Origin of the sequence: Psychroflexus sediminis (assembly GCF_900099815.1) — a bacterium.
Classification (GTDB): domain Bacteria; phylum Bacteroidota; class Bacteroidia; order Flavobacteriales; family Flavobacteriaceae; genus Psychroflexus; species Psychroflexus sediminis.
This window is the reverse complement of sequence record NZ_FNCW01000019.1, coordinates 1-24,700: the sequence shown is the minus strand read 5'-3', so window position 1 is coordinate 24,700 and position 24,700 is coordinate 1. Positions and strand designations below refer to the sequence as shown.

General features: G+C 39.7%; 26 protein-coding genes. 6 read left to right on the top strand and 20 right to left on the bottom strand.

Features of this window, described 5'->3' with window-relative positions; genetic code table 11:
• Positions 1–628 precede the first annotated feature (628 nt).
• The gene (locus tag BLP81_RS12915; protein WP_093370138.1) at positions 629–1,270 is read left to right on the top strand and encodes a 2OG-Fe(II) oxygenase; all 642 of its coding nucleotides are present in this window, start codon (positions 629–631) and stop codon (positions 1,268–1,270) included.
• A gap of 51 nt (positions 1,271–1,321) precedes the next feature.
• Here the strand turns inward: BLP81_RS12915 and serA are convergent, their stop codons facing one another.
• A complete protein-coding gene (gene serA, locus BLP81_RS12910; protein WP_093370133.1) occupies positions 1,322–2,557 on the bottom strand; it encodes a phosphoglycerate dehydrogenase in 1,236 nt (411 codons plus the stop codon).
• A gap of 171 nt (positions 2,558–2,728) precedes the next feature.
• Complete coding sequence (locus BLP81_RS12905) at positions 2,729–4,507, bottom strand: ABC transporter ATP-binding protein (RefSeq protein ID WP_093370129.1); 1,779 nt, start codon at positions 4,505–4,507, stop codon at positions 2,729–2,731.
• 303 nt (positions 4,508–4,810) lie between these two features.
• Here BLP81_RS12905 and BLP81_RS12900 point away from each other — a divergent pair, with 303 nt between their 5' ends.
• Both BLP81_RS12900 and BLP81_RS12895 read left to right on the top strand, forming a co-directional pair.
• On the top strand, positions 4,811–6,391 hold the full coding sequence (locus BLP81_RS12900; protein WP_093370125.1) for an amidohydrolase family protein: 1,581 nt from the start codon (positions 4,811–4,813) through the stop codon (positions 6,389–6,391).
• A 105-nt stretch (positions 6,392–6,496) separates the two neighbouring features.
• A complete protein-coding gene (locus BLP81_RS12895) occupies positions 6,497–6,967 on the top strand; it encodes a CBS domain-containing protein (protein WP_093370120.1) in 471 nt (156 codons plus the stop codon).
• A 340-nt stretch (positions 6,968–7,307) separates the two neighbouring features.
• Here BLP81_RS12895 and BLP81_RS12890 read toward each other — a convergent pair whose 3' ends face one another.
• The 13 genes from BLP81_RS12890 to BLP81_RS12830 all read right to left on the bottom strand — a co-directional run bounded on the left by BLP81_RS12890 (position 7,308) and on the right by BLP81_RS12830 (position 19,293).
• Positions 7,308–8,216, bottom strand: coding sequence for a histone deacetylase family protein (locus BLP81_RS12890; RefSeq protein WP_093370113.1), 909 nt, complete (start codon positions 8,214–8,216; stop codon positions 7,308–7,310).
• 130 nt (positions 8,217–8,346) lie between these two features.
• Complete coding sequence (locus BLP81_RS12885) at positions 8,347–9,852, bottom strand: S10 family peptidase (protein WP_093370108.1); 1,506 nt, start codon at positions 9,850–9,852, stop codon at positions 8,347–8,349.
• Positions 9,853–10,092: 240 nt separating this feature from the next.
• Complete coding sequence (locus BLP81_RS12880; protein ID WP_093370103.1) at positions 10,093–11,259, bottom strand: MFS transporter; 1,167 nt, start codon at positions 11,257–11,259, stop codon at positions 10,093–10,095.
• Between the two features lie 139 nt (positions 11,260–11,398).
• Complete coding sequence (locus BLP81_RS12875) at positions 11,399–12,895, bottom strand: FMN-binding glutamate synthase family protein (protein WP_093370098.1); 1,497 nt, start codon at positions 12,893–12,895, stop codon at positions 11,399–11,401.
• Positions 12,896–13,078: 183 nt separating this feature from the next.
• On the bottom strand, positions 13,079–13,288 hold the full coding sequence (locus BLP81_RS12870) for a hypothetical protein (protein ID WP_093370093.1): 210 nt from the start codon (positions 13,286–13,288) through the stop codon (positions 13,079–13,081).
• A 232-nt stretch (positions 13,289–13,520) separates the two neighbouring features.
• Entirely contained in the window at positions 13,521–13,970 is a 450-nt protein-coding gene (locus BLP81_RS12865) for an SRPBCC domain-containing protein (protein WP_093370088.1), read from the bottom strand.
• Between the two features lie 232 nt (positions 13,971–14,202).
• Positions 14,203–16,044, bottom strand: a complete 1,842-nt coding sequence (locus tag BLP81_RS12860; RefSeq protein WP_093370083.1) for a PLP-dependent aminotransferase family protein — start codon at positions 16,042–16,044, stop codon at positions 14,203–14,205.
• A gap of 160 nt (positions 16,045–16,204) precedes the next feature.
• A complete protein-coding gene (locus tag BLP81_RS13705; protein WP_176752722.1) occupies positions 16,205–16,366 on the bottom strand; it encodes a hypothetical protein in 162 nt (53 codons plus the stop codon).
• Positions 16,367–16,394: 28 nt separating this feature from the next.
• Complete coding sequence (locus BLP81_RS12855; protein WP_093370078.1) at positions 16,395–16,847, bottom strand: hypothetical protein; 453 nt, start codon at positions 16,845–16,847, stop codon at positions 16,395–16,397.
• A 325-nt stretch (positions 16,848–17,172) separates the two neighbouring features.
• Entirely contained in the window at positions 17,173–17,442 is a 270-nt protein-coding gene (locus BLP81_RS12850; RefSeq protein ID WP_245686475.1) for a type II toxin-antitoxin system RelE/ParE family toxin, read from the bottom strand.
• 22 nt (positions 17,443–17,464) lie between these two features.
• A complete protein-coding gene (locus tag BLP81_RS12845) occupies positions 17,465–17,716 on the bottom strand; it encodes a type II toxin-antitoxin system ParD family antitoxin (protein ID WP_093370074.1) in 252 nt (83 codons plus the stop codon).
• 59 nt (positions 17,717–17,775) lie between these two features.
• Positions 17,776–18,156: a PH domain-containing protein gene (locus BLP81_RS12840; RefSeq protein WP_093370069.1), complete on the bottom strand. Its 381-nt coding sequence runs from the start codon at positions 18,154–18,156 to the stop codon at positions 17,776–17,778.
• A gap of 615 nt (positions 18,157–18,771) precedes the next feature.
• Positions 18,772–19,293 (bottom strand): hypothetical protein, encoded by a 522-nt coding sequence (locus BLP81_RS12830; protein ID WP_093370059.1) that lies wholly within the window; start codon positions 19,291–19,293, stop codon positions 18,772–18,774.
• A gap of 190 nt (positions 19,294–19,483) precedes the next feature.
• On the opposite strand from BLP81_RS12830, the gene BLP81_RS12825 reads away from it, so the two are divergent.
• The gene (locus BLP81_RS12825; RefSeq protein ID WP_093370054.1) at positions 19,484–19,933 is read left to right on the top strand and encodes a GreA/GreB family elongation factor; all 450 of its coding nucleotides are present in this window, start codon (positions 19,484–19,486) and stop codon (positions 19,931–19,933) included.
• Positions 19,934–19,993: 60 nt separating this feature from the next.
• Here BLP81_RS12825 and BLP81_RS12820 read toward each other — a convergent pair whose 3' ends face one another.
• The 3 genes from BLP81_RS12820 to BLP81_RS13700 form a co-directional block, all read right to left on the bottom strand.
• On the bottom strand, positions 19,994–21,196 hold the full coding sequence (locus BLP81_RS12820; protein ID WP_093370049.1) for a porin: 1,203 nt from the start codon (positions 21,194–21,196) through the stop codon (positions 19,994–19,996).
• A 139-nt stretch (positions 21,197–21,335) separates the two neighbouring features.
• Positions 21,336–21,839: a GNAT family N-acetyltransferase gene (locus BLP81_RS12815; protein WP_093370044.1), complete on the bottom strand. Its 504-nt coding sequence runs from the start codon at positions 21,837–21,839 to the stop codon at positions 21,336–21,338.
• A 64-nt stretch (positions 21,840–21,903) separates the two neighbouring features.
• Positions 21,904–22,092 carry a hypothetical protein gene (locus BLP81_RS13700; RefSeq protein ID WP_093370039.1) on the bottom strand — a complete coding sequence of 63 codons (189 nt, stop codon included), beginning with the start codon at positions 22,090–22,092 and terminating at the stop codon, positions 21,904–21,906.
• A gap of 234 nt (positions 22,093–22,326) precedes the next feature.
• Here BLP81_RS13700 and BLP81_RS12805 point away from each other — a divergent pair, with 234 nt between their 5' ends.
• Together BLP81_RS12805 and BLP81_RS12800 are read left to right on the top strand one after the other, a co-directional pair.
• Positions 22,327–22,830, top strand: coding sequence for an antitoxin Xre/MbcA/ParS toxin-binding domain-containing protein (locus BLP81_RS12805; protein ID WP_093370035.1), 504 nt, complete (start codon positions 22,327–22,329; stop codon positions 22,828–22,830).
• On the top strand, positions 22,830–23,297 hold the full coding sequence (locus BLP81_RS12800; protein ID WP_093370031.1) for an RES family NAD+ phosphorylase: 468 nt from the start codon (positions 22,830–22,832) through the stop codon (positions 23,295–23,297). Before BLP81_RS12805 ends, BLP81_RS12800 begins: the two co-directional genes overlap by 1 nt.
• A 95-nt stretch (positions 23,298–23,392) precedes the next feature.
• Here the strand turns inward: BLP81_RS12800 and BLP81_RS12795 are convergent, their stop codons facing one another.
• Both BLP81_RS12795 and BLP81_RS13695 read right to left on the bottom strand, forming a co-directional pair.
• Entirely contained in the window at positions 23,393–23,983 is a 591-nt protein-coding gene (locus tag BLP81_RS12795; RefSeq protein ID WP_093370028.1) for a GNAT family N-acetyltransferase, read from the bottom strand.
• Between the two features lie 79 nt (positions 23,984–24,062).
• Positions 24,063–24,700, bottom strand: a 638-nt coding sequence (locus BLP81_RS13695) for a DUF6624 domain-containing protein (protein ID WP_317039080.1), incomplete at its 5' end; no start/stop codon positions are given.

Below are 24,700 nucleotides of genomic sequence, written 5' to 3'. Positions count from 1 at the left end.
ACCTCTGTTTTTAACTTGTACATCATTGCTGTTCAAACAGCAATAATCTAAAGTGTCTTTTGAAATGTCAATTCCTGTAACAATATTTTCCATAACTTTGAATTAGCTATTAAAAACCTGAAGAACCAATAGGTCTGAGTACTAACGCTATTAATAAGCCTAAAAGCTTTACATTCTAAATGGTACCAAAACCTAAAGAGGGTGCAAGGACTAATGCTCGATATGAAGCTTAAATTTCAAGAGTCGAGATAGTTCACCTTGCTCCTCTGGTTTTTCAGAAATTTAATATGATTAAACTTCTTATAAATATAAAATGTAAAACTAATAGCGGAGTCGAGAACCATCTACATCTCGACTCCGCTCGATGCTAAAACATGTAAAAAACGTCACTTTGCATTAAATGAAGTCCTAAAATTTCCAGGGGCTCGACCTGACATAAACAGTTGTCACCTCGAGCCTGCCTGACTTTGCAGAATGCAGGCAGGCGCAGTCGAGAGGTCTGTGGATTCTAAAACCACCAAAGCCTCCATTTGAATTTCAAAAACAACAACCTATGCCGTCCCCTGAAAAAGGATATCAGGTTAATCATTTATCGACTAAATTTGTAAACTAAAATTAAAGCTTTTCAATGCGTACAGAACGGCTTACCGATGCGCTCTCTTATGAAGAACATCCGCTTTACGAGCGTATCATTTCCGATATCCTGGATCAGGGCTATTCTATCTGTGATTCTTTTTTTGAAGAGCCTACGGTCAATTCGTTAAGGGAAGACATCAAAACGCTTTACAGGCATAGTGAACTCAAGAAAGCCGGTATTGGCAATAAATTAAATGAGTCTGTAGAGAAAAGCATTCGTGGAGATTATATACAGTGGATCGATGAGCAGAAGGCAAATGCAGTAGAAAAAGGCTTTTTTGACAAGATAAATGCCTTCAAAAATTACCTGAACAAAACCTGCTTTATGGGACTTCTGCATCAGGAATTTCACTATGCCGTGTATCCCAAAGGAACTTTTTACAAAAAGCATATCGATACTTTTCAAAACGACGACAGGCGAAAACTTTCTCTGGTGTGTTACCTCAACGATGATTCCTGGAAAACCTCCAACGGAGGAGAATTGGTGCTGTATCCGGAAGGCCTGCCGGAAGTCGTCGTTCATCCTCTACCCGGCAGAGTAGTCATTTTTGAAAGTCAGCGCCTGGAACACGAGGTCAAAGAAGTCATACAGGATAAACGCCTCAGCATTACAGGCTGGTTAAAAACCAGATAACCTGCAGGTTTTGATACCAAGCTTCATCGTATTCCTCAGGAATGCATTCTCCTAGTAAAGTATCCTTGCACTTATCGTGTGATCTATCTTTTTAAGCTCTTTTAAGGTGTCCAGGGAGTCGTTTTTGGAAATATCCAGCACCACATAGCCCACTTCCAAATTGGTGCTCAGATACTGTCCGAGAATGTTGACATTCAGTTTAGAAATTTTGGAGTTGATCTCAGAAAGCACCCCAGACACATTTTTGTGGATATGCAAGATTCTGTGCGTATCCTCCATTTTAGGTAAGGATAACTCGGGTATAGAATGGCTGCCAAGGCTGGCTCCGCTTTCGATATATTTGATGAGTTTCCCGGACACATCCACCCCAATATTCCATTGGGCTTCTTCCGTGGAACCGCCAATATGAGGCGTTAAAATCACATTGGACACGTTTTGCAGGGGGGAGGTGAATTTTTCAGCTTTGTTTTTGGGCTCTTCAGGAAAGACATCTAAAGCGGCACCACCGATACGCTCTTCATCCAAGGCCTTTTTTAAAGCATCGATATCCACCACATCACCACGGCTCATATTGATTAATAATTGACCGTTTTGAAACCAATTCAGTTTCTCCTCGTTAAATAAACGCTTGGTTCCATTATTTCCGGGAACGTGAAGGGTGATAATATCACAATCCTGAACCAGGGTTTTTAGATCCTCCACCTCTTCGGCATTCCCAAGTGGTAACTTATTTTCAACATCATAATAAAACACCTTCAGTCCTATGGCTTCGGCAAGAATGGAAACCTGAGAACCTATATGTCCGTAGCCCACAATGCCAAGTTTTTTACCTCGTATTTCGTGAGCATTTTCAGAGCTTTTATCCCATTCTCCGGCATGCGCGGCCTTATCTTTATCCGGGATTCTTCTTATCAGCATAATCGCAGAAGCAATAACCAGTTCGGCCACAGAACGCGTGTTGCTAAACGGCGCATTAAAAACGCAAACCCCGGCTTTATTGGCCGCATCCAAATCGACCTGATTTGTTCCAATACAGAAACAACCTATCGCTACCAGTTTTTTTGCCTTTTGAATCACCTCTTCCGTCAGTTGGGTTTTGGATCTCACCCCCAGGATTTTGGCATCTTTCAAAACCTCATCCAGCTCTTCCCCGGATAAAGCCCCGGCATGCTGCTCAATTTGGGTGTAACCCGCTTTTTTGAAAGACTCTACAGCCGACTGACTTATACTTTCCAAAAGAACAACTTTCATTTTATGTTTTGGAAACGAGGTTTTGAGTGGTGACATAGCGATACGGTGTTTAAAATTGGAAGCCTCTAAAGTAAAAAATTACGCGTAAGCAATCCTGTGATGTTTTTATTTTTTTCTTCTGATCCTGCCCGTCCAAGACAAGCAGGCGGGTTTAATCTTACTAGATTTATGATAAGATATCAACCCATTGCCCTTCAAATTCATAGCCTAGTTGAGTTCCATCTGCAACTGAATCAATTTGGAATAAAGTCCGTTTTCCTGTTCCAGCAACTCCGCGTGGGTTCCTTTTTCCAAAATTTCACCGTTTTCCAGGACCAGAATCTGGTCAGCATTTTTGATAGTCGACAGTCGGTGAGCAATCACAAATGAAGTTCTGCCCTTCATCAGCTTGTCCAAGGCTTCCTGAACCAGTTGCTCCGACTCTGAATCCAACGAGCTCGTGGCTTCATCCAAAATCAAAATTACAGGATTTTTGAGCACTGCTCTGGCAATAGCTACCCGCTGGCGCTGACCTCCGGAAAGCTGAACCCCGCGTTCGCCTACAATCGTTTCGTACTGCTCCGGAAAAGACATGATAAAATCGTGGGCATTGGCTTTTTTGGCCGCCTCCAGAATTTCCTCGTTGGTGGCGTCTGGTTTTCCATAAGCAATGTTCTCTTTTATAGTCCCTCCAAAAAGCAAAATATCCTGTGGTACTATCGCCATCTGGCTTCTTAAGTCATGTAGCGTAAACTCGGAAGCGGGTATATCGTCCAGCAGCATTTGCCCCTCCTGTGGCTCATAAAATCTTAAAATTAAAGAGGCAATTGTCGATTTACCCGCACCGCTGGGTCCAACAATAGCGATGGTTTCTCCTTCTTTAGCTTCAAAACTGATGTTCTTCAAAACGCTGAGTTCCGAACGGGTCGGATAAGCAAATTTTAAATTCTTAAAACTTAATTTTCCGTGAATAGGCTGCGGGGAAGACTCTTCCTCTATGATTTCGGGTTCTTCATCGATAAGGTCAAATACGCGTTCTGTGGCACCAATGGCTTTTTGAATTTGCGCATATTGAATCGGTAAGCCCCCAATGGAAGCCCCAACAAAAATGGTATACAAAATGAATGTAATCAAATCGGCCTGACTCAATTCTCCGGCATTTTGAAGTTTGACCGCATACCAGACCAAAAGCACGATTGCTCCAAAAATACAAAAGATGATAAAGGAGGAAAAGGCCCCGCGGGCAAGACCGCCTCTGATCGCGATTTTTTTGATATCGGCGACTGCAAATTTATACCTCAGCATTTCAAAGGCTTCGTTGGTAAAGGCTTTTACATTGGCAATCCCCTGCAGGCTTTCGCCGACGATGGTATTGGAATCGGCCACCTTATCCTGAGCCTCTTTGGATAATTTCTTGATGAATTTTCCAAAAAACACAGCTACAATGGCAAAAATGGGAATGGTAGCCAGCATCAGCAAAGAGAGTTCTACCGATACAAAAAACAAGGCTGCAATCCCGCCAATGACAATGATCATTTGTCGCAAAAACTCGGCAATACCCGTCGTAAAGGTGTCCTGAATCTGAGAAATATCTGCCGCCACCCGGCTGTTCAGTTCGCTCACGCGTCTTGAAGAGAAGAATTGCATAGGCATTTTAACCAGCGTGTTGTAGGTGTCCTGCCTGATGGCAGAAAGCATATTTTCGGTCACATTCACAAACAGGACCACTCTAAAAAAGGAGAAAATCGCCTGAGCGGTAAATAAACCCAAAAGAATAAGCCCCATTCTGTTGATATCTTCTGAAGTGAAATCCGCAGTTTCTATGAGATCCCCCATCAATTTCGGAAATAAAAGAGCGGTGAGTCCTGTAAAGGCCAGAAATATCATCCCGATGATGAGTTTCCACTTATGAGGACCGATATAAGAAAAAAGGCGTAGAGATTTCTTAAGATTCTGTTGGTTAAGTTTTACTTTAGGGAGATCAGATTCTTTTTTTCTTCTAGCCATACTATGTGTTCTTCTTGTCTTAAAAGCGCAAAGTTAACTTCAAGGCTTGTATCAAGCTATTAACTTAACTTAAATATCTAAAAAAATATACAAACAGTTCATCTGTTATTCTCAAACCCGCCTGCGTGCTTTGGATGCCCCCCCCTGTGTGCCTTGGACGGGCAGGCAGGCAGATTAAGAAACAGGATAAATCATATTATGCCCTCTTACCACCCTTATTCTTTACCAGGACTTACATAAAGGGAAAGAGAATAGGCCAGCATCTAAACTTTAGTATCTTTAATTTTTTAAAAGAAATACCTTATGAGAAATCTATTCATATTACTGCTTGTTGTAATCTTTCAAATTCCGGCATCGGCGCAAATCAAGAGCGCTCCCGAGAGAGCTGAAGGCGATGGGCCGTGGCCACAACTAATCATTCGCGGAGTCACCCTCATCAATGGGAATGGTGCCCCGCCCACAGGACCTGTGGATATCGTTGTAGAGCAAAATAAAATCAAGGAAATCAAAACCGTAGGCTATCCCGGTGTGGAAATCGATGAAAGCAAAAGACCTCAGCTTAAATCCGGAGGTAAGGAACTGGATGCTGCCGGAATGTATCTGATGCCAGGTTTTGTAGATATGCACGGACACATTGGCGGAGAAGCCCAGGGCACTCCCGCAGAGTATGTCTTCAAACTTTGGATGGCTCATGGAATTACAACCATTCGTGACCCTTCTGCAGGAAATGGTCTGGACTGGGTGCTGGAACACAAGGAAAAGTCTGCTAAAAACGAAATTACCGCGCCAAGAATTTTGGCTTATACCGCTTTTGGACAAGGGAGTACCTCTGACATAAGTTCTCCGGAAATGGCAAAAGAATGGGTGAGAGAAAACGCTGAAAAGGGTGCCGATGGCATTAAATTTTTTGGAGCCAGACCGGAAATCATGCAGGCCGCACTGGAAGAAAATAAAAGCCTTGGATTGCGTTCTGCCATGCATCATGCCCAAATGGACGTCGCCAGATGGAATGTGCTCAATTCTGCAAGAGCAGGACTTACCAGCATGGAACACTGGTATGGACTTCCGGAAGCCTTATTTACAGACAGAACTGTTCAGCATTACAAACTGGATTATAATTATAACAACGAGCAGGATCGATTTGCAGGAGCAGGCAAGTTGTGGGAACAGGCAGCTCCGCCCTATTCTGAAAAATGGAATGAGGTGATGAATGAGCTGCTGGAATTGGATTTTACCCTGGACCCGACCTTTAATATTTATGAGGCTAACCGCGATTTGATGAGAACCCGAAGAGCGGAATGGCATGAGGAGTATACGCTGCCTTCCCTCTGGGAATTCTACCAGCCCAGTAAAATATCTCATGGTTCACACTGGCATTACTGGGGTACAGAAGAAGAAACCAACTGGAGGAAAAATTACGATTTGTGGATGACTTTCGTCAATGAATACAAAAACAGAGGAGGCAGAGTCACCACGGGATCTGATTCTGGTTTTATATTTCAACTTTACGGATTTGCTTACGTCCGGGAACTGGAATTACTGAGAGAAGCAGGATTCCATCCCCTGGAAATTATGATGTCTGCAACCCTCAATGGTGCCGAAGCTCTGGGAATGGAAGATAAAATAGGATCGGTTGAAGTTGGAAAACTGGCGGATTTCGTCATCGTTGAAGAAAATCCACTGGAAAATTTGAAGGTGCTGTACGGAACAGGCGCTATAAAACTGACTGATGAAAATGAGGTGACGCGAGTAGGTGGAGTAAAGTACACCATAAAAGATGGTATTATTTACAATGCCCAGGAACTTCTGCAAGATGTAAAGCAAATGGTTGAAGAAGAAAAAACGAAATCTGGATATAAAATCAGGCAACCCGGAAAGCAATAACAAGATTCGATATATTTAAGATAAATGATCTGTATTGATTATATTTAACTTATAATATTATCATATTCCCATTTTTATGATTAAATTAATGCCAAATTAATAAGCATGGGTATTAAAAATTTTCAGGGCAAGCAGGTCGGTGACGTCAATCTAAAAGCGGAAAAAATTACGGTAAGGGACTGTATGTCCAAGAGTATGGTTTTGTTTAAAAAAGAGCAGAGCATCATAGAAGTGGTAGAAACACTCATAAAATTCAGGGTTTCCGGAGGTCCGGTAATCGATGATCAAAAATGTGTGATTGGCGTTATTTCTGAAGGAGATTGTGTGAAACAGATTTCTGAAAGCCGATACTATAACATGCCGATGGAAGATACCAGTGTGGAAAAATACATGTCCAGAGATGTGGAGACGATTTCTCCTGAGGTCAATCTTTTCGATGCTGCCAATTTCTTTTTAACCTCTAAAAGACGTCGGTTCCCCGTGGTTGAAGATGGAAAAATTATAGGGATCGTGAGTCAAAAAGACATTTTAAGGACAGCCCTGATGCTGAAAGGCTTTAGCTGGAAACACAAGTAAATTCATTCCCCAAACCCTCCCTGGAAGGGAAACACTAAAGAACACCGAATAATAAATAGCGAATTTTGAAGTATGTCTTTGGATTTTAAAATTATTTCTCCTAAGACCTAATTCCTACGACCTGCCACCTCAAGAACTCATCAATTTTCAAAGATTGGTTTTCACTTGTCTTTTTGATGTTTCCTGATCCGAAACCTACGAGGCTTCAAAGGATTTATTTCAAATTTGGTATTAATAATTTATTACTGACTACCTGCTACTGAATAATGAATTTCCTATTTACCTTAACCCTATTAGCTAACACCTAAGTTATGTCTTGGTTCTTACTCCTGTCTTTGAACTAAAAATACATATACTGAGCGGTACGGTAGGTATTGGCGTGGGCATCGATAATGGTTTTGAGGTCTTTGGAATAACCGCCTCCCATACTTACTTCCACTGGGATTTGACGGTAGAGACACTGTTCAAATACAAACTCATCCCTGCGTTTGCATCCTTCTACGCTACATCCTAATTTTCCAAGTTTGTCGGTACTCAAAATATCCACCCCCGACAGAAAAAATATAAAATCGGGTTTCACCCGGTCGATAAGATTTGGCAGAGTAGATTTTAGCGCTTTCAGGTATTCCTCGTCGCCGCAGTCATTTTCCATGGGTAAGTCCAGGTCTGATCTTTCTTTTTTGAAGGGATAATTGCTTTTGCCGTGCATGGAAAAGGTAAACACCCTGTCCTCATTCCGGAAAATTTCAGCGGTACCGTTGCCTTGGTGGACGTCGAGATCGACTATAAGGATTTTCCTGGCCAGTTTATTCTGAAGCAAATACTGAGCACCGATAGCCTGATCGTTCAGCATACAGAAGGCTTCCCCATGATCTGAATAGGCATGATGGGTTCCGCCAGCTATATTCATCGCCACCCCGTGTTCCAAAGCGTAATTACACGCCCGAATGGTCCCATCGGTAATGACGCGTTCTCTTTCCACCAAAGCTGAAGATAGAGGGAATCCAATTTTTCTTGCCTTCCTGGGATCAATGCTGAGGTTGTACAATTCCTTTACGTATGCTGAAGTATGCACCGACAGGATATACGTTTCATTTTCTTCCCGGATTTCCGGCTGAAAAAAGTTCTCCTCCTCACAGGTGCCTTCATGCAGCAGCTGCTTGGGCAGAAGATCATACTTCTCCATAGGAAACCGATGCCCTTCGGGTAAGGGGTGCTTATAGATGGGATGAAAAGCGATTTTTAGCATAATCAGGTAAAACAAGCCCAAAATAAATGCTTTTCCAAATCATCTCTGCTCTAAAATTTTTTAAATGTTTGGTAAAATAGAAGTATAAAATTAAGCTTAGTATTAATGATCAGTAGATGATTTATTACGACTAGGGCTTAGAAGTTTCATCGATGAATTGATCAACATCTTTTTTAAATTTCTCCATAGACGGCAGGTGAGTGTACATCATATGGCCGGCCTCATAATATTTCATAATAATATTGTCCCTTAACTCTGGTTCCAGCCCCATGTGATTAATAGAATACTCAACTCCATAAAACACAGTAGCTAAATCGTAATATCCATTCAAAATCAAAATTTTCAAGTTCGGGTTGCGCTTCATGGCAGAGGTCATATCTGGAAGAGTACTTATGGCTGTTTGTGCATTCCAGCTCACATTGCCTTTGTGTTTCCAATCCCATTTAAATCCTTCTCTGCCACTGGCAGTAGTGGTGTAGGTCAAGTCCTTATTTGCGTTTAAGTCATTGTACAGATAATCCTTAAAAGCAGCTATATACGGAGCTGATATAGCATCACTTTGGGGGTCTGTAAATGCATTTTGAGAAAGTAAATCTTCATTGATTCCCTTGAATCTGGAGTCCAATCTCCCAACAGTTTCACCTTCTTCTCGCATTAATTCCTGAAAAAACTCAGAATTGGTTACTCTAAGATTAGCTTTAATCCAATAGTCCGGACTCAAGCCTGTGAGGTCGGAAAGCTTTTGTGCCATGCTGGCTTTGTCGGAAACAGAAAGCCGGTCTCCTTTGAGCAAAGCAGGAGCATATTCATTTTCAGTAAAATACCTGACCTCTTCCAAAAAGGATTCTAAGGAATTACCTTTATTTTTCACTTTATCATGATACCAAGCTGTGGCTGCATAAGTAGGGAAATGTGTGAGGTAAGCTATATCATCTCCGGGACCAAAAAGTAAATGCTGTAATTCAAAAACAGCCGAAACCATAATGACACCATTCATAGCTATTCCTTTGTCTTGCAAATGTTTCACCAGAGCAGCGTTTCTGAACGTACCATAGCTTTCACCCAGTAAATACTTAGGTGAATTATACTTGCCTTCACGAATTAAAAACTGATCAATAAAAAGCCCTATGCTTCTTACATCTTGATCTACCCCCCAGAAGTCTGTCCACTTGGCTTCACCAACAGGACGACTAAAGCCAACGCCAACAGGATCAAGCATGACCAGGTCTGCCTTATCTAAAATTGAAAACTCATTATTAACAATAGTGTAAGGAGCAGGTTTGGTATAATCGGGATCATTAATAACCACCCGTTTAGGCCCCAAAATCCCAAAATGAAGCCAGAAAGAAGCTGATAAAGGTCCACCGTTAAAAGCAAATACAATAGGTCTGTTGTTAGTTTCACCAGACTTTTTGTAGTGGGTAAATCCGAAAAGAGCGATGGGCTGGTCGTTTTCATCACGTAATTGTATAGTACCGGTTTCTGTATCAAGATTGATGGTTTTACCATTGATACTTACCGATTGAGAAGAGGTGTAAACTTCACCTTCTGGTATTTTCTTATCTTCTGTAGGTTCCTGAGAATAGGATACTAAGGTGTAAAGGATAAAAAGGGCAGTGAGTAATTGATTTTTCATAGTCTAAGCTTTAAAACAAATAATTCTTTATTTTGTTCGTAATACTGATTTTAAAGATATGAAAAATTCAAGTGCGGATTTTTATGCTAATCATCCAAATTCTAGGCTAACTTTAAATTTCAATTTTTATCGCTTTGAAGGTTTAAGCTGAGATAGTATCTTAAGAAATGTATCTAAAAGCTTTAAGCTAAGAAAGGCAAAATCAGAATAAAAAACTGTTAACCGATCCAAGCGGCGAGTTTATTTTACTTTTTTCCTGAGTGCTGTCAGGCCCAGCAGGGGACCGATGGCTAAGAGGGTGTAAATGAAATTACTGCTGGCCCAAAGCATCAGACTGCTGAGAAGCTGTATGCTTACAATGGTGATGGCGAAACCAATGCAGTTGACAATCGTAAGCGCTGTTCCTTTAACCTCGGCAGGAGCGCTTTGAGCGACCAGCGTGGACAGGAGCGGTGAATCTGCAATCACAAGCATACCCCACAGCAGTAAAAATCCTATAAAGACGTCGCTCTCCAGAGCAAACATCCACGGCACTGCCAAACAGCAGGTACAAGAGAGTAGCAAAGCTACCGAAGCTGTGGTTTTGGTTCCCTTGCGTTGAGAAATATAGCCTCCTAAAACACAGGACAAACCGCCGATACCTATGATTAAAAATGACCATAAAGACACATTGAACGTGACTTCGGGATGAGTCAGGTTATAGGTCTGTAGTAAGACGGGCACAAAGGCCCAGAACGCATACAACTCCCACATGTGACCAAAATAGCCAAAAGCTGCAGCGCGAAAGTTTCGGTTGCGAAAGACCTGAAAGAAGGCGGAAAATTTTAAATTCCTTTGCGTTTGGCGATAGGGACCGTCTGGTACCAGAAGCATAATCAACACCCCGCCCAAAAGCGCTAGGGAAGAGGTCACTATCAAAACCGTTTTCCATAATAAAGCATCGGTCAACTCTTTAAGCAGATGCGGAAAGGCTGTACCAAGCACCAGGGCACCCACCAGAAAGCCAAGAGATTTGCCTAAACCTGTTTTGTAATAATCGGCTGCAATTTTCATCCCAACCGGATAAATACCTGCCAGAAAGAAACCTGTCATAACCCGGCATAAAAGCAAAGTAGACAGGCTGTGGGCTTCCCAGATGATCGCCAAATTGAACACAGCCCCCAATATAGCGGACACAAAAAACACGCGGGAAGGCGAAAACCGGTCTGCTATGCTCAAAACCGCAAAAATCAAAGTCCCCAGGATAAATCCCAGCTGAACGGCAGAGGTTAAATGCCCTAGAGCACTGGGCGGCAAATTATAGGTGATCACCAGCTCGCTCATGACCCCGTTACCGGCAAACCACAGCGATGTACAGCAAAACTGGGCAATCACAATTAACGGTAATATATGTTTCGATATCTTCACGCCGTGAAGATATCAAATGATAAGTAAGGGCCTGGATTGTATGGTGCGAAAAGTTTTGAAAGATGAAGTTTGAGCTAGCTATGCCAAAGGATATAATATTCCGTTTGATTTGAGCTTGAATTTTTGAAGTTAACCTGACTTATACTTTTATCTTTTCTGAAATTTTATCGTAGGCCGACCAGTCGTGTTCTATCTTTTTATAAATAAAAGCTCGCTTCAACTGGTCTATTGAACTGCAGCCTGAAGCAGACAATAAATCTAAAAAATCTTCTATAATGTTTTTTTGATAATTCCGTACGCGTTTCCATTTTTCGGAAACCACCAAACCGCGAACAAGTCTTGGATCATTGGTAGTCACCCCTGTCGGACATTCATTGGTATTGCATTTCATGGCCTGGATACAGCCTAGGGACAGCATCATTCCTCTTGCAGAATTACAAACATCGGCTCCAATACATAAGGCTTTAAAAATATCGAAAGCCGTAAATAGCTTTGTAGCTGTAATGACTTTAACTTCTTCCTTTAAATCGTACTCCCTAAGTGTATCCACAACAAAGATAAGCGCATCTTCCCAGGGCATCCCCACGTAATTTGAGAAATCGATAGGCGCTGCTCCTGTGCCTCCTTCAGCTCCGTCTACTGTAATGAAATCGGGCTTTATACCAGTTTCTTTCATTGTTTCACAAATTTCAAAGAATTCTTCTTTACTGCCCAGGCTAAGTTTAAATCCTACAGGTTTACCATTGGATAAATCCCTCAGCTTCTTTATAAAATTAAGCAGTCCTTCAGCATCATCAAACTCCTGGTGCCCCGGTGGTGAAACGATGGTCGTATAAGGCTCGAGTCCTCTTATTTCAGCTATTTCCTTATCATTTTTTAGTGCCGGAAGTACTCCTCCATGCCCGGGCTTAGCCCCCTGCGAAATTTTGAGCTCAATCATCTTGACTTCCTCTCGGTTCGCATTTTTTTTATAGTCTTCAGAATTAAAACTACCGTCATCGCCCCGACATCCAAAATAAGCTGTACCTATTTGCCATACCAGATCACCGCCTTTCAAATGATAGTCAGATATTCCTCCTTCCCCCGTATTGTGATAAAAGCCACCATCTTTTGCAGCTAAATTTAAGGCTTCTATCGCATGGTTGCTCAATGAGCCGAAACTCATAGCTGAAATATTGAAAATACTGACCTCATAGGGCTGCTTGCAATCTTTTCCTCCAATTTTAACCCGAGGTGGAGCATCCAATCTTTTTGCAGGATACATGCTATGTTGCATCCATCTGTATTCATCATTGGTCAGATCCAGTTCGGTACCAAAAGGATGTGTCTGGGTTTGCTCTTTGGCGCGCTCATAAACATAAGTCCGGTGATTTCTATCGATGGGTTTTGCATCCGTACCAGATTCTACAAAATACTGACGTAATTCCGGACCTATCATTTCCAGTAAATAACGCATGTGCCCTAAAACAGGATAGTTCCTGAGGACCGTATATTTTTTTTGGAATAAATCATATAAGCCAATGGTCAACAATAATACTGCAAGGATTACCAAACCTGGTACAGGCCATATAAAAGCACATATCAATAACACAAAAATCAAAACAAAAACAGCTGTGAATCTAATGGCTTCTTTCATGATTATCTTTTAAATTTATTGTTCTCTCTAGAGCTTTTTAAGCAGATATTAAAATGACAGTTTTTGACTTTTAACCAGTAATTCAATTTAAAAATTGAAAATACGTGTCCAATAAGTTAAGAAATATGCAGAACATATTCTCAGGCTTATGGAGTTATTGCGAGGTTTCAAATCATTCTGAATCTATTTCCAGGCTTCTTCATTTCCTTCTTCATAATGCAGGAAAGCTGTTTTCAACCCGGTTAGCACTTCGGCTGAAGTCTCAAAAAGAGCTTTGGCTTTAGGATCATCCACTTTAGAAATATCTTTCTTTAAATGCACTATCAATTCCTGTAAGCCGGAACGTATATTTTCTGAATGTGCTTTTGCATCGGAGGTTTGTAAATCTTTCATTTTTTTCGAATTTTTGGTTTAAATCCGAATTTAAGCAATTATAAAGTGCTTTTTTATAAAGCTTTCACAAACCACTGACCTGAAAAAATTCAGGAAATGTATCGAAACCTGCCTGCGTTCCCTGGAAGGCAGGTTAAGCATATTAAATTTTACAAACAGGAATAAAGTCTTGTAGAGTAAAAAATCCGTATGCTGGGCATGAAATCGCATAACCCGAAGGCGCAGAGAAAACCTAAGTTACAGACGCCGTTTTTAAGCTTTCGCTCTGTTTTTTAAGGGCTTCATTCATCAGTTCGAATCCTATTTTAGTCTTTTCTAAAACATTCCCCATTAAGTAAACGAGGATTCCACTAAACTTTTCACCATGAATGAATTTAGTTTGATTGTTATCCACTTCCTCCAGAATGAAATAATGTTCGCCATCAAAAATTCCCTGGATGCCAAGCTTTCCTTTCCATCGAAATTCTTTATTCGGCTCAAATTTTAATACAACAGGCTTAAACGTCATTCCCTTTCCTTCAGGAGGCTTTATGGAAACGCTTAAAAATTTTCCAGCAGCCTTTTCTCCCTGTATTGATGTAATGAATGGATTCCAGTCGGGGTGTTTTTCAAAATCTGTAAGTAGATTCCAGACGGTAGAAATATCGGATTCAATGACTACCTGGGTTTCAATTTTTTTCATCGCTATAAGTTAGTATTTCGTAAAATGAACGATTAAAATTAAACAATTATTAAAATTTAAAGGTCTTAAAAGCTTCAAATAAGAATGGCAAAATCAGAATAAAAATTTGACGCGCAGGCATGAGACCGCTCTCTGCCGGTAAAGGCAGGTGTTTTAAATCTGGTTTTTGCGCGAATGTTTCCTTCGCGCAAAGCGCAGAAAAAGTCTGATAAGTTGAAGTCTGCTTTAAATGTTACAACTGCTTTACAAAATCTGAAAATACCGTTTTGTGACGTTCCAGGTCCAGATCCGGAGAAATGGAAACTCTGGCAATGTAATCCTTATCTTCTTCCTTGGTGGTGCCCTGAGTGGACGTCGCCGGAATGGTCCAGTAAGAACCTTTCAGCTGACCGTAGCTCACACAGTGTTTGCTTTCGGGAATCCGGCTGATCATCATCGTGATGAGTTTATGGTTTAAATCCCTTTTGTAGGTTTCGCGCTCTTCATCCGTTTCGCCTGTGGTCGGCAGGTCCAGTGAAAAGACTGAAGGGGTGAAACCCTGTTCCACCACCTCATCGGGAACGAAATTGATTTTGGCTTCCGGCAATTCTTTCCTGATGAAATTAACAAACTCACGTGTGTTTTTGTAAGCCTCCTCAATTCTTTGATTCATGGAGGGTAACTGATCGGCTAAAATTTCTACCTGAAGATCTGTAGCTTCATTGTCGCAAAGCTGAAAATGCTTTTGGATGCTGGGCATTAAATCGTCTGCCTTTTCGTTGGCGACACAGTAACCGGCCGTACATCTACCGCCACTTGGAAATTTGGATCCGCTCACATAAGAAATGGTTCTAATGTCTGAAAACATCCCCTCCTTACTTAGGAAGTGAACGTTGGGACAGAAGGTCTGATCCAGGATAAAGACAGGCGGAATAGCGTCCTGGCCCTCGGGATTTTGCCGTGGCTTTCTTAAAGCTGCGGTCAGTTCTTCCAGATTCGGGACTTCAACTCTGGGGTTGGTGGGAATTTCTGCAATGATGTAAGGCACGGCATCTTCGCGGGCCGTCTGGTCCAGAACCTGAGCCGTACTTTGTACCATGTCATTATCCTGATCTACCGGCAGGTCCATAATGTCTACGCCATCTACCGCTTCCACGACACGTCTGGCCTGGTCATTGGTTCCTCCGTAACAGTTAGGCGGAACAATGATTTTAATGCGTTTGCCCGGATGATTGGTTTTCGCATCGTCAATAAGCCCCATCATGATGGCATATTGAACGGAGAGTCCGCAGGAGCCTAATAAGACATCCGAAGCGGCTAAAGTGATGTCCTGCACCACCTTGATGACCTTCTCCAAATTGCTGGCTCTGCTTGCTTTTAGCTCTACAGATGCTTTTATATCGACAAACCTCTGTAAAGCTTCAAAGGAATCTGCCGGAGTCATCGCAATGGACTCCCTCCGGCGCACATGCTGTATATCTGAAACGTAAGCTTCATTTTTGTTTCCGTTCACAATCAGAATACTTCCAAGTTTCGGGTATACATTGACGTGAAAGTCAATCCCCGGATTTAATTCGGCCTGACCGACCTGATGCTCCTGAGAAATGAAAAGCGTACTGCCTTCAAATTCCGGAATATCATCGCTGCTTTTGACTTGTTTAAGCTCAAAGCTATACCCGTAAACGCGCTTAAGCGTTTCGGCGTCAAAGAAATCGGGCAGGTCTTCGGTATAAAGGATCTGAGTGGTTTTATCCTGAAGTTTGTTTGAGCGCAATACCGCAAAAACAGGCATGGTCTGTGAGGAAAAACTGATGACCTGTTCTGGTTTTATCCCATGCTTATGGGCGATTCCCCATTCTAAAACCGAGGACAAGGGATGCCCCAAACGGATGTAATCGTAAGCCGTTGGAAGCTTAACTAATTCTGAGTGATCTGCAGTGTGATTTTGGTACAGGACCTCCAGCTGTTCCAAAAACTCGGTTTTGGCCAGGCTTTCGTTATAAATATCCAGCCTGTGCGTGGTGAGTTTCAGCCAGTCTGTAGGAACCTGGTTTAAAATGTCTTTTATATAGGTTTGTACCTTATGATCTTGCATAGCCTTGGGTTTTAAAGAAAGGCAAAATTAAAGATTTCTAAGGGCTTCGGCGCTGGTCTTAACAAGATGTTTTGGGTTGAAGTAAAGGACGCGTAAGCGGAAGGCAGAACTACCATAAAAGCCAAACTAAACCTGGTGTTAAAGGCATGAAAAAAACAGTTTACTTCTTTTTAAGGCCAATTTCTGGAAAAACAATACATGCCAAACCAATACCAGCAAGAATTCCAGAAATATATTTTGATGTATTAAAATCAAAAGAGGTCATGATTATGCCTAAAACTAAAAGCATTGTTCCTGTAATTCTATAGTGTAAAGTGGTCATTGGAGAATTTTTTCGTGATTTAATGTGATTAAGAAGCGAGTTCCCGGTTTTTCTTAAACCTTTTAAATTTAGCTTTTATTGTTTTCAAGTGGTCATCATCAAGAGCATTAAGATCAAACTTTTGTGTTCGGTCGGGGAGATGCAGGATGATTTCAAAAAGCCTGATATCGACACTTTGTATGTCAGAAAGTTCAATGCTTTCAGGGTGTTTACTGCCGGGCCTTAAAAATCTTAAGTGAGTTTCATCCCATTCGATAAAGTATTTACCTTTTGTAAGATTGAGTGTTCCAAAAGTTATAAAAACTATGCCTTGAATTATATTTAAAACTGCATTCCAGTCTCCGGAAGGAAACTCCGTATTAAATTCATCATTAGTTGATTTAACAGTAGTCATCATTCCAAGCAATAAAATGACGATACCTAAGCCAATAAAGAATTTAGATAATACTTTTGAGAATCTATAGAGTTTTACCCGGGTCATTGAATAGTACGTGTTAAATCTCTATAAAATTACACTAATTCTCTTTTAAAAAGTACGTTCCCTTACTGTTTTAAGCTTTTGGTTTAAGGATAACGATCCAGGTTTATACTTATGTAAAATATAAATAAGCAATTGAACCAAAAATCACTCCTCCACCTGATGCGTGATTTGCTGTTTGATGAGCAGTTTAACTTAGGTGCGGTTAAACCTTAAGTTACAGGTTAATTGGCGTAAATTTTCGGTTCTGCGCTGACTTCAGTAATTAAGATTCTGCTGACGTTTATAGTCCTTACTCTGTAATTGCGGTTATAAAATGTTGGTTTATTTAATCAGTCAGCTTGTTTTTTAAATCCATTCGTTCGTGTAAAATTCTGATGACTTCAATTTTATTTTCTGTGAGGGATTGGTAGAATATGATATGCTTTCCAGATTTTAGTCCGAGTAAATTTTTGCTTATTCCGTAATATTCTTTTCCAATATTAGGATTTTCTCCAATTCTGTTACAAACAAGTTTTAGTGCTGCATAATAGGTGTCAGCTTGTTTTTCAGACCATTTTTCCAATGTATAGTACCAAATGCGGTTCAAATCGTCAATGGCTTCCTATCGTAATATAACTTTAGCCATTCTTTCGCTTTTCAGCTTTTAACTTTTTTAGATGTTCATCAAAGTCAAAGTCCTCAACCAAAGGACTGCTTAAACCTTCTTGAATTGCATTTCTTAAAACAATAGCTTTACTTTCCTCATTTTCCAATAGCCTAAGTCCAGCTCTGATAACTTCACTTACGTTTTTATACCGTCCAGCGGAAACCTGGCTACTCACAAACTGATCAAAATAATTTCCAAGGGATATGGATGTGTTTTTACTCATAATTTTAAATATTTACTCAAAAATACCAAAAATTGGTAAGTTTCCCAAATTAAACCCTTCTAGCCTAAAACATGCTGAGCCAGTACTTTTTGCACATCGTAAACGTTGACGCTTTTATTGAATTTTTTAGTGATACTTGGCTGTTGCTCACTGGAAATCCAGATTTTCAATTCCGCTTCCAGATCAAACGAACCCGCGGTTTCAACGTTAAATCGACTTATACTTTTATAACCAACAGAAAAGTATTCTACTTTACGGCCGGTAAGACCTTGTTTATCTACCAGGATAAGGCGTTTGTTGGTGAATATAAACGTGTCTCGGACGAGCTTAAAGCCAATTTCTATGGCTTCATTTTCAGTTAATAACTGACTGTAGTCGTTTTCCAGGTCTTGTTTACTTACCGCTCCTGCATTGCCGAGCAAGGATGAAAATAGTCCCATATTATAAGTTTTAGATTAAAGGTTCAAAATTAGTTTTTAGGGCTGTGAAGTTAATCAGAAGCCTTCTTAAAACTTTTAAATTAAGTTTTATCTTTTTTCAAGTCATCGTCATCAAAAGCATTAAAATCAAACTTTTGTATTCGGTCGGGGAGATGCAGGATGATTTCAAAAAGCCTGATATCAACAGCTTGTATGTCAGAAAGTTCAAGGTTTCAAAAGCATACCTATGCTTAAAAGTGCAATTAATTTTTTTTAAAGTTTCCCAGATTCTGAAATCTATCCTAATGTATAAGGAAGTCAGGCAGGTTGAGAAGGAGCATAAAAGCTTTTAAGATGCTCATCAGGCTTTAATCTTTCTTTGGGTATATCTTTATCGTTTTGTGTATTAAAAGCACTACAAAGCCTTAAGAAATGTATCTGAAAGCTTTTAAGTGAGTAAAGGCACCTGCCTGCGTTCCTTGGAAGGCAGGTTCAGAATAGAAAATACTCATTAAGTCTGTTTAAGATGTCAGACCTCAGGAAAGGGACGCCTGCCGGCTGCATAGCTTTTTCCATAAAAAAAGCATCCGCCTGAGACGGATGCCTTTTAAAATCGGATTATGGATTTGCTGGTCCTTACATTTCTTCCATAGCAGAAGCATGGGCCTGCATCATTTGGTCATGTTCACTTCTTAACTTTTCATGCTCTTCAGTCATTTGGTCGTGTGCTGCTTTCATTTGTTCCTGTTCTTCCAGTATCGTTTCAAACTCATAGTCAAAAGTTCCCATATCAACATCTTCTGTAGCGTGTTTTTCTATCAGGTCCTGATGTTTCTGAAGCAGGTTTTCGTGAAGTTGAATGGTCTTATAATGCTGCACTAAAATATCCTGATGCTTTTCTCTAAAAGCGGAGTGGATGCTATCCATCTCAGGCATGTCTGTATAATCCTCAGCTTCCTCCTTCATGACTTCGTGCATCTCTTCCATTTTTTTATAGCTTTGATTCATGAACTCATGAGTACCCATCAGTTCCTCGTGTTCTTCCACCATGTCTTTATATTCTTCGGTTTCCACTGGATTTTGATTACAGGCTATAAAAACAAAAGCCAATAAGCTCATAGCTAAGGTCAATAGATTTTTATTCGTTAGAGTTTTCATTTTTTTTGATTTTTTTGATTTATGTTGAATTTAATCATATTTTTTTTGAAATTGAAATAATGTTAAAAATTATACATATTCTAAAACCGGATCCCGGGGACAGGATCATTTTTTCTCCTGAAACCGAAGCCCTGATCTGCATATAGTATCCTATTTTTATCGACTTTTGAAATCAGGTTAAATACCAATTATGAATATCAAATTAAATCTTTATCATCAGTGCCAGGAACTTGTGGAAAAACGTCGGCATAGCATTCTAAATCACATTGCTGATATTCAAAACAGCCTGCTTTCGGAAACCAAGAGCAGTGCGGGCGATAAACATGAAACGGGTAGAGCTATGCTTCAGCTGGAACGTGAAAAAGCTGGTCATCAACTGGCAGAAATTGAGAAATTAAGTACAGTGCTTTCTAAAATCAATACTGAAGAAAGACCCGGAAAAGCAGGAGTGGGGAGTCTGGTATTTACGTCCAAAGCGCATTATTATATTGCGGTGAGTCTGGGTGCTTTGGAAGCGGATGGAAAACCCGTTTATGCCATTTCGCCCGGGACCCCTATAGGACAGTTGCTGATGGGCAGGCAGGTGGGGGATGAACTGCGTTTTAACGGAAATTCCTTTGTGATTGAGCAGGTGGTTTAATGAGGTCAGGTCAGATTTTTACCTTTTATCCCATACATGTTCTGTTGTTATTTTTTTGGATTACAGCAAATTTAATGGAGCCAAAATGCCGATTTTAAGTTCATTTCTATTGAAACTTCCCACATTGAAATTGGCTTTGGCATATTCCGTATAATCAAAATACCTTCCCACATAGGCTATAAAAAACTGGATATCTATCGTTTTAAAAGGACTGTAAGTAAGCGTAGGAATGGCTCCATAACTGGTTCTTACGTGATCCTTCGTTCTGGTATAATTGTCGTATGCCGTATTCGTCATAAGCGTAAGTAAGCCTTTGAATTTAGGACTAAAACGGTATTCTGCTCTTAACCAGTTTTCCACATAGAGTACGTTTTCTGCAATCCTGTTTTCTTCAAGTAAATTGTTGATAATTCCCTTGGTGTCTATTTCTTCATAACTGTACTGAAAATCGTACATCAAACTGAAATCTTTGTTTTGATATTTGTGACCTAAGGTAAAGAAATAGGTGCCTCTGTTTTTAACTTCGTTGCTGTAACTCGCGCTGTAATTAGTTTCAAATTTGCCGTCAAAAAAACGTCCGCGCCAGTTGACTACTCCATTGACCGGCCAGATCGGTTCTTCTATATTTTCAGCCACAATATCCCCGTAAAGATCTTCGTAAAGCAGTGTTCTTGAATTTAAAACCTGAAACCGAAACTGATGATTGTCAAACGCCTGGTAAGAGAGACCTGCTCCCGTGACAAAAGCTAAAGCATTGCTGTAAATATCATTGAATTCCAGAATATATAAAGGACTGAATTCATATTCGTAACCTCCATAAAAGGCAAACATTTTACCAATATAGACATCCAGCTTTTCGGCTGCTTTTACTTTGACATAAGCGAGTTGAATATCGTTGCTTAGACGATCTAAAGATTGAACTTCAGAACCACTATTGAACCGATTTCTGAAATTAAACTCTATGCGTTCATGAAGCTGACCTGAAATACGAAGGGCTGTAAATCCGTTCTCGAACTGGATGCCATTGTAATACTGGTCTCCACCTCTAAACGTGTAGGCCTGAAACTCGGTGCGCATGTCGAAACCAATGTTTATATTTTCTAAAGGTTTTATTTTATCTTTTGAAAATAGTGGAGCATTACCGCTGTCATTGTCTTGTGAAAATCCGCTTAAGGGAAGTACTAAAAAACTTAATATGACTCCTAAAATCTTCACTGTTGATTTTGAATTTCGATGGCTTCTAAAAACCTCCTGTGATGGCATTAGCTTGAAATTTTAATCCTTTTTGAAAGGAATTCTATTTCAAGTTAGTGATTATTTTGATAACACCTGGTTTCTATTCTTTAAATCGGAAGGTATTAGTCTTGAGTTTCAAACTAAAAATGAGTGGAAATATTAAGTCTTAGGCTAATGCTTTTTCATAAAGATTGTAAGTCGATATGGGTAATTTCTTTATTCCCACCTTTTGGAATCCCTGTTTTTCGTAATACCTGCAAAGCTTTGGATTTGTAGAATCCGCATCCAGCCTCAGGTATTTACAATCCTGTGCTTTAGCTTCTTCGGCAATCGTATTCAGAATTTGAATTCCAAGGCCCTTGCCATTGTACTCTTCTTTCACCAGCAGGGAATGGATATACCTGGCCTTTTCGTCTTGCTTGCCCCAGTACAGCAGGTCTTCATCCAGTATGCGAACCATTCCCAGAACCTCCTCATCGGCATTCTGAACAAAAAAGTATTCCTTATTTTCAATCCCTTCCTTTACCCAATTTATTTTTTCTAAAGGTGGATTTTTCCAGTATTGCCAGTGGTCGATGTTCATCCTGCTGATTTTATCGGCCGCAGCCTGAAACATGCTTATGACGTCTTCTAAATCTTCTTTGTGTATGGGGGTGAAGGTGAGTTGCATTGTTTATGTTTTTCTCCCACGGTTGAAACCGTGGGTTATGTGTTTTAAAATTCATAATATCCTTTTACATAGCCCACGATTTAAATGGTGGGCTATGAAATGTATCGTTAAATTGAAATGGTTTTAAGCATTTTGTATATCCTTGTTTTTTGATATAATTATAAACTTTTTCAACTACAGATTCTGAAGCTGCATAACCTGTTTGCCAAGCAAATTTTTTGAAATAAGAAGTATTTTTTTTACCATATAGCATGTATCCCTATTTTGTTAAATGAATGTGGCATTGGGATAGGTTTATATTATCCCACTAATTTAATAAAACCATTAAAATGGTTTCTTGTATGGGCTGTTTTTTTAACCACGGTTGAAATCGTGGGTTATGTTTTTAAAAATCCATGAATAAATTGATAATATCTTTGGTTAAAGCTTTTAATTTTCTATACATTATATTGTATATTTACAATAGATGTGACGTAAAAATACAACCATGAATATTAAGGCAGATACAGAGAATTCTAATATAAAAAAGGCTTCAGTAAAAGTTAGGGTTGCCAGAAAGGAGAAAAAACCTCAGAGACTTATTAAGTTTTCTCCATCTTGGGTTGTGGTAAACTCTAATGACGCTCCAGAATTCAAAATGGAACTTATTGGTCGTATTAGAGAAGGTGTTAAAAAATCAGATTGGAAACAATTGATTCGTTTTACAGATTCTACCGAAAAAGAGTTTGAGCATATTCTTCCTGCATCCATAAGTAGTATGCAAAAGAGAACTGTTTATGGGAAAGAGACTTCAGAACGTATTTATGAAATAGCTAAATTATTTGGACTCGGTTATGAGGTTTTTGATTCCAAAGAAGATTTTAAAAAATGGTTGATTACACCTTCAAAAACACTTGGCAATAAAATTCCATTTGAGTTACTAGATAGTAGTTTTGGTTTTGAAATGGTAGAAAACGAAATCACTAGAATTCAATACAACGTTTACAGCTAATGATTGTTTATAGAGTAGCGAATGTGAAATATAAAGACGCCACCTTATCTGGAATTGGAGCTGAAAAAGTGGGGGGAAGATGGAACTCAGTTGGAACAAGAGCTGTGTATTGTTCCGAAAATATCTCACTAGCCTTATTAGAATACTATGTTCATTCCGAGAACATTGCGTATTTACCTAAAAACATATTGATTGCTAAAATTCAATTTCCAGACGAGTTTGTAATCGAGGAATTAGAAGAACTCCCCGAGAGATGGAATCAATATCCATATGCTTCCAAAACAACAGAGGTTTTTACAGATTTTGCAAAGGACCGAAACAGATTTGCTCTAAGAGTACCATCAACTGTTGTAGGCCTCGAATCCAATATTATTTTAAATCCCTTGTTTAAAGAATTTGGAAAAGTTGAGATAGTAGATTTTATTGAATTACCCATTGACGAAAGGCTTAAACAAGATAAACGCTAATATCTAATTTTTACGCCTTAGATTTAATTTTGCTAACGTGTCTCAGCTAATTTAAATTATTGAAGCAGAAAACTCAAATTTATCAGTTTAGTATATCAGCTAATCTTTGCTTTATTTTTTGAGTCCTTTATAAAATCAGATTGAAGCAACGAATAAATTTCACTATCTAAATAATCTCCGTTATAAAAATAGTTCTCTCTAAAATAAGCTTCTTTCTGAAACCCCATACTCGTCAAAATTCTGCGAGAATTTTGATTTCCAGGGTTGATGTTGGCTTCTAAACTATGAAGATTAAATTTCTTAAAACCAAAATTGAAAATACACATCATCGCTTCTTTCATCCATCCCTTTTTCCAAAACTCTGGCTTCAGGGTATATCCGATCTCTGCTCTGGAATTTTTATGATCGATTTTGAAAAAGGCAAAATCCCCAATAAACTTCCCGGTCGATTTCTCTATTAGGGCCCAAAGCATTCCGGTCTTCTCCTTGTACATTTTTAATTTTTTAGAAATGGACTCTTCAGACTGTTGGAGGCTTAGATGCCTTTCCTGATCCAAATAAACCTTCACCCGTTCATCAGAACGTATACCCTGCACCTCTGAGGCGTCTGACAAGTTTAATTGCCTTAGAAGTAACCTCTGACTTTCCAATTCTGGGAATTCTTCGAAGTATAGATCATTGAGCATATGCTGTGTGGCTGATTAAATGAAGATGTAACGGTCTGTGTATGGTGCGTATCCCGCAGAGTAAGCACTATACATCATGTTATGGGCTTTTTTTATTTTTGTCTGAATCACTTAGTTTGTTAGATGTTGAGTCCCATCGGCTGATTCCAAAATTGTTCAAGTAGTCTTCTAAATTCAGTAATCCATTCCATAGTCTCAAGGAATCTATATTGGTTGTATCAGCAATTGGCCATACATATGCCCTTTCAACCTTCTTTCCTGTGAGAGAATCAATATCATATTCAATTCTGACTTGAGTACCGAATATTTGAGGGTCACCTCTATGCATTAAATATCTGTCTTGATACATTGCTGCATGCCCTCGTTTCAGTTCATTGTTTTTTGCTGCATCAATTATCATTTTAAAATATTTTTCTTGAACACTATCAGGGGCATGTTGTAAGACATAAAAAGTAGTTTTACTGGCAGAATGTCCAACTAGTGATTGACCTGGATATCCTCCTACGTTTTCAATTATTTCTAAAATTCGTTGAAGATTTGAACTGTCAATTTTGTTTTGTATAGTCCAAAGCTCATTCATTTCATCAGAGTTCCAACCGAACTCGTTTTGAACAGATTGCATTTCAGCTCGATACTTTTGATCAAGTTCAAAAATGCTATCTAATTCGTTCACTAGCCCTAAAGTGTCGATATCTCGCGCTACAGAACTTTCGTCAT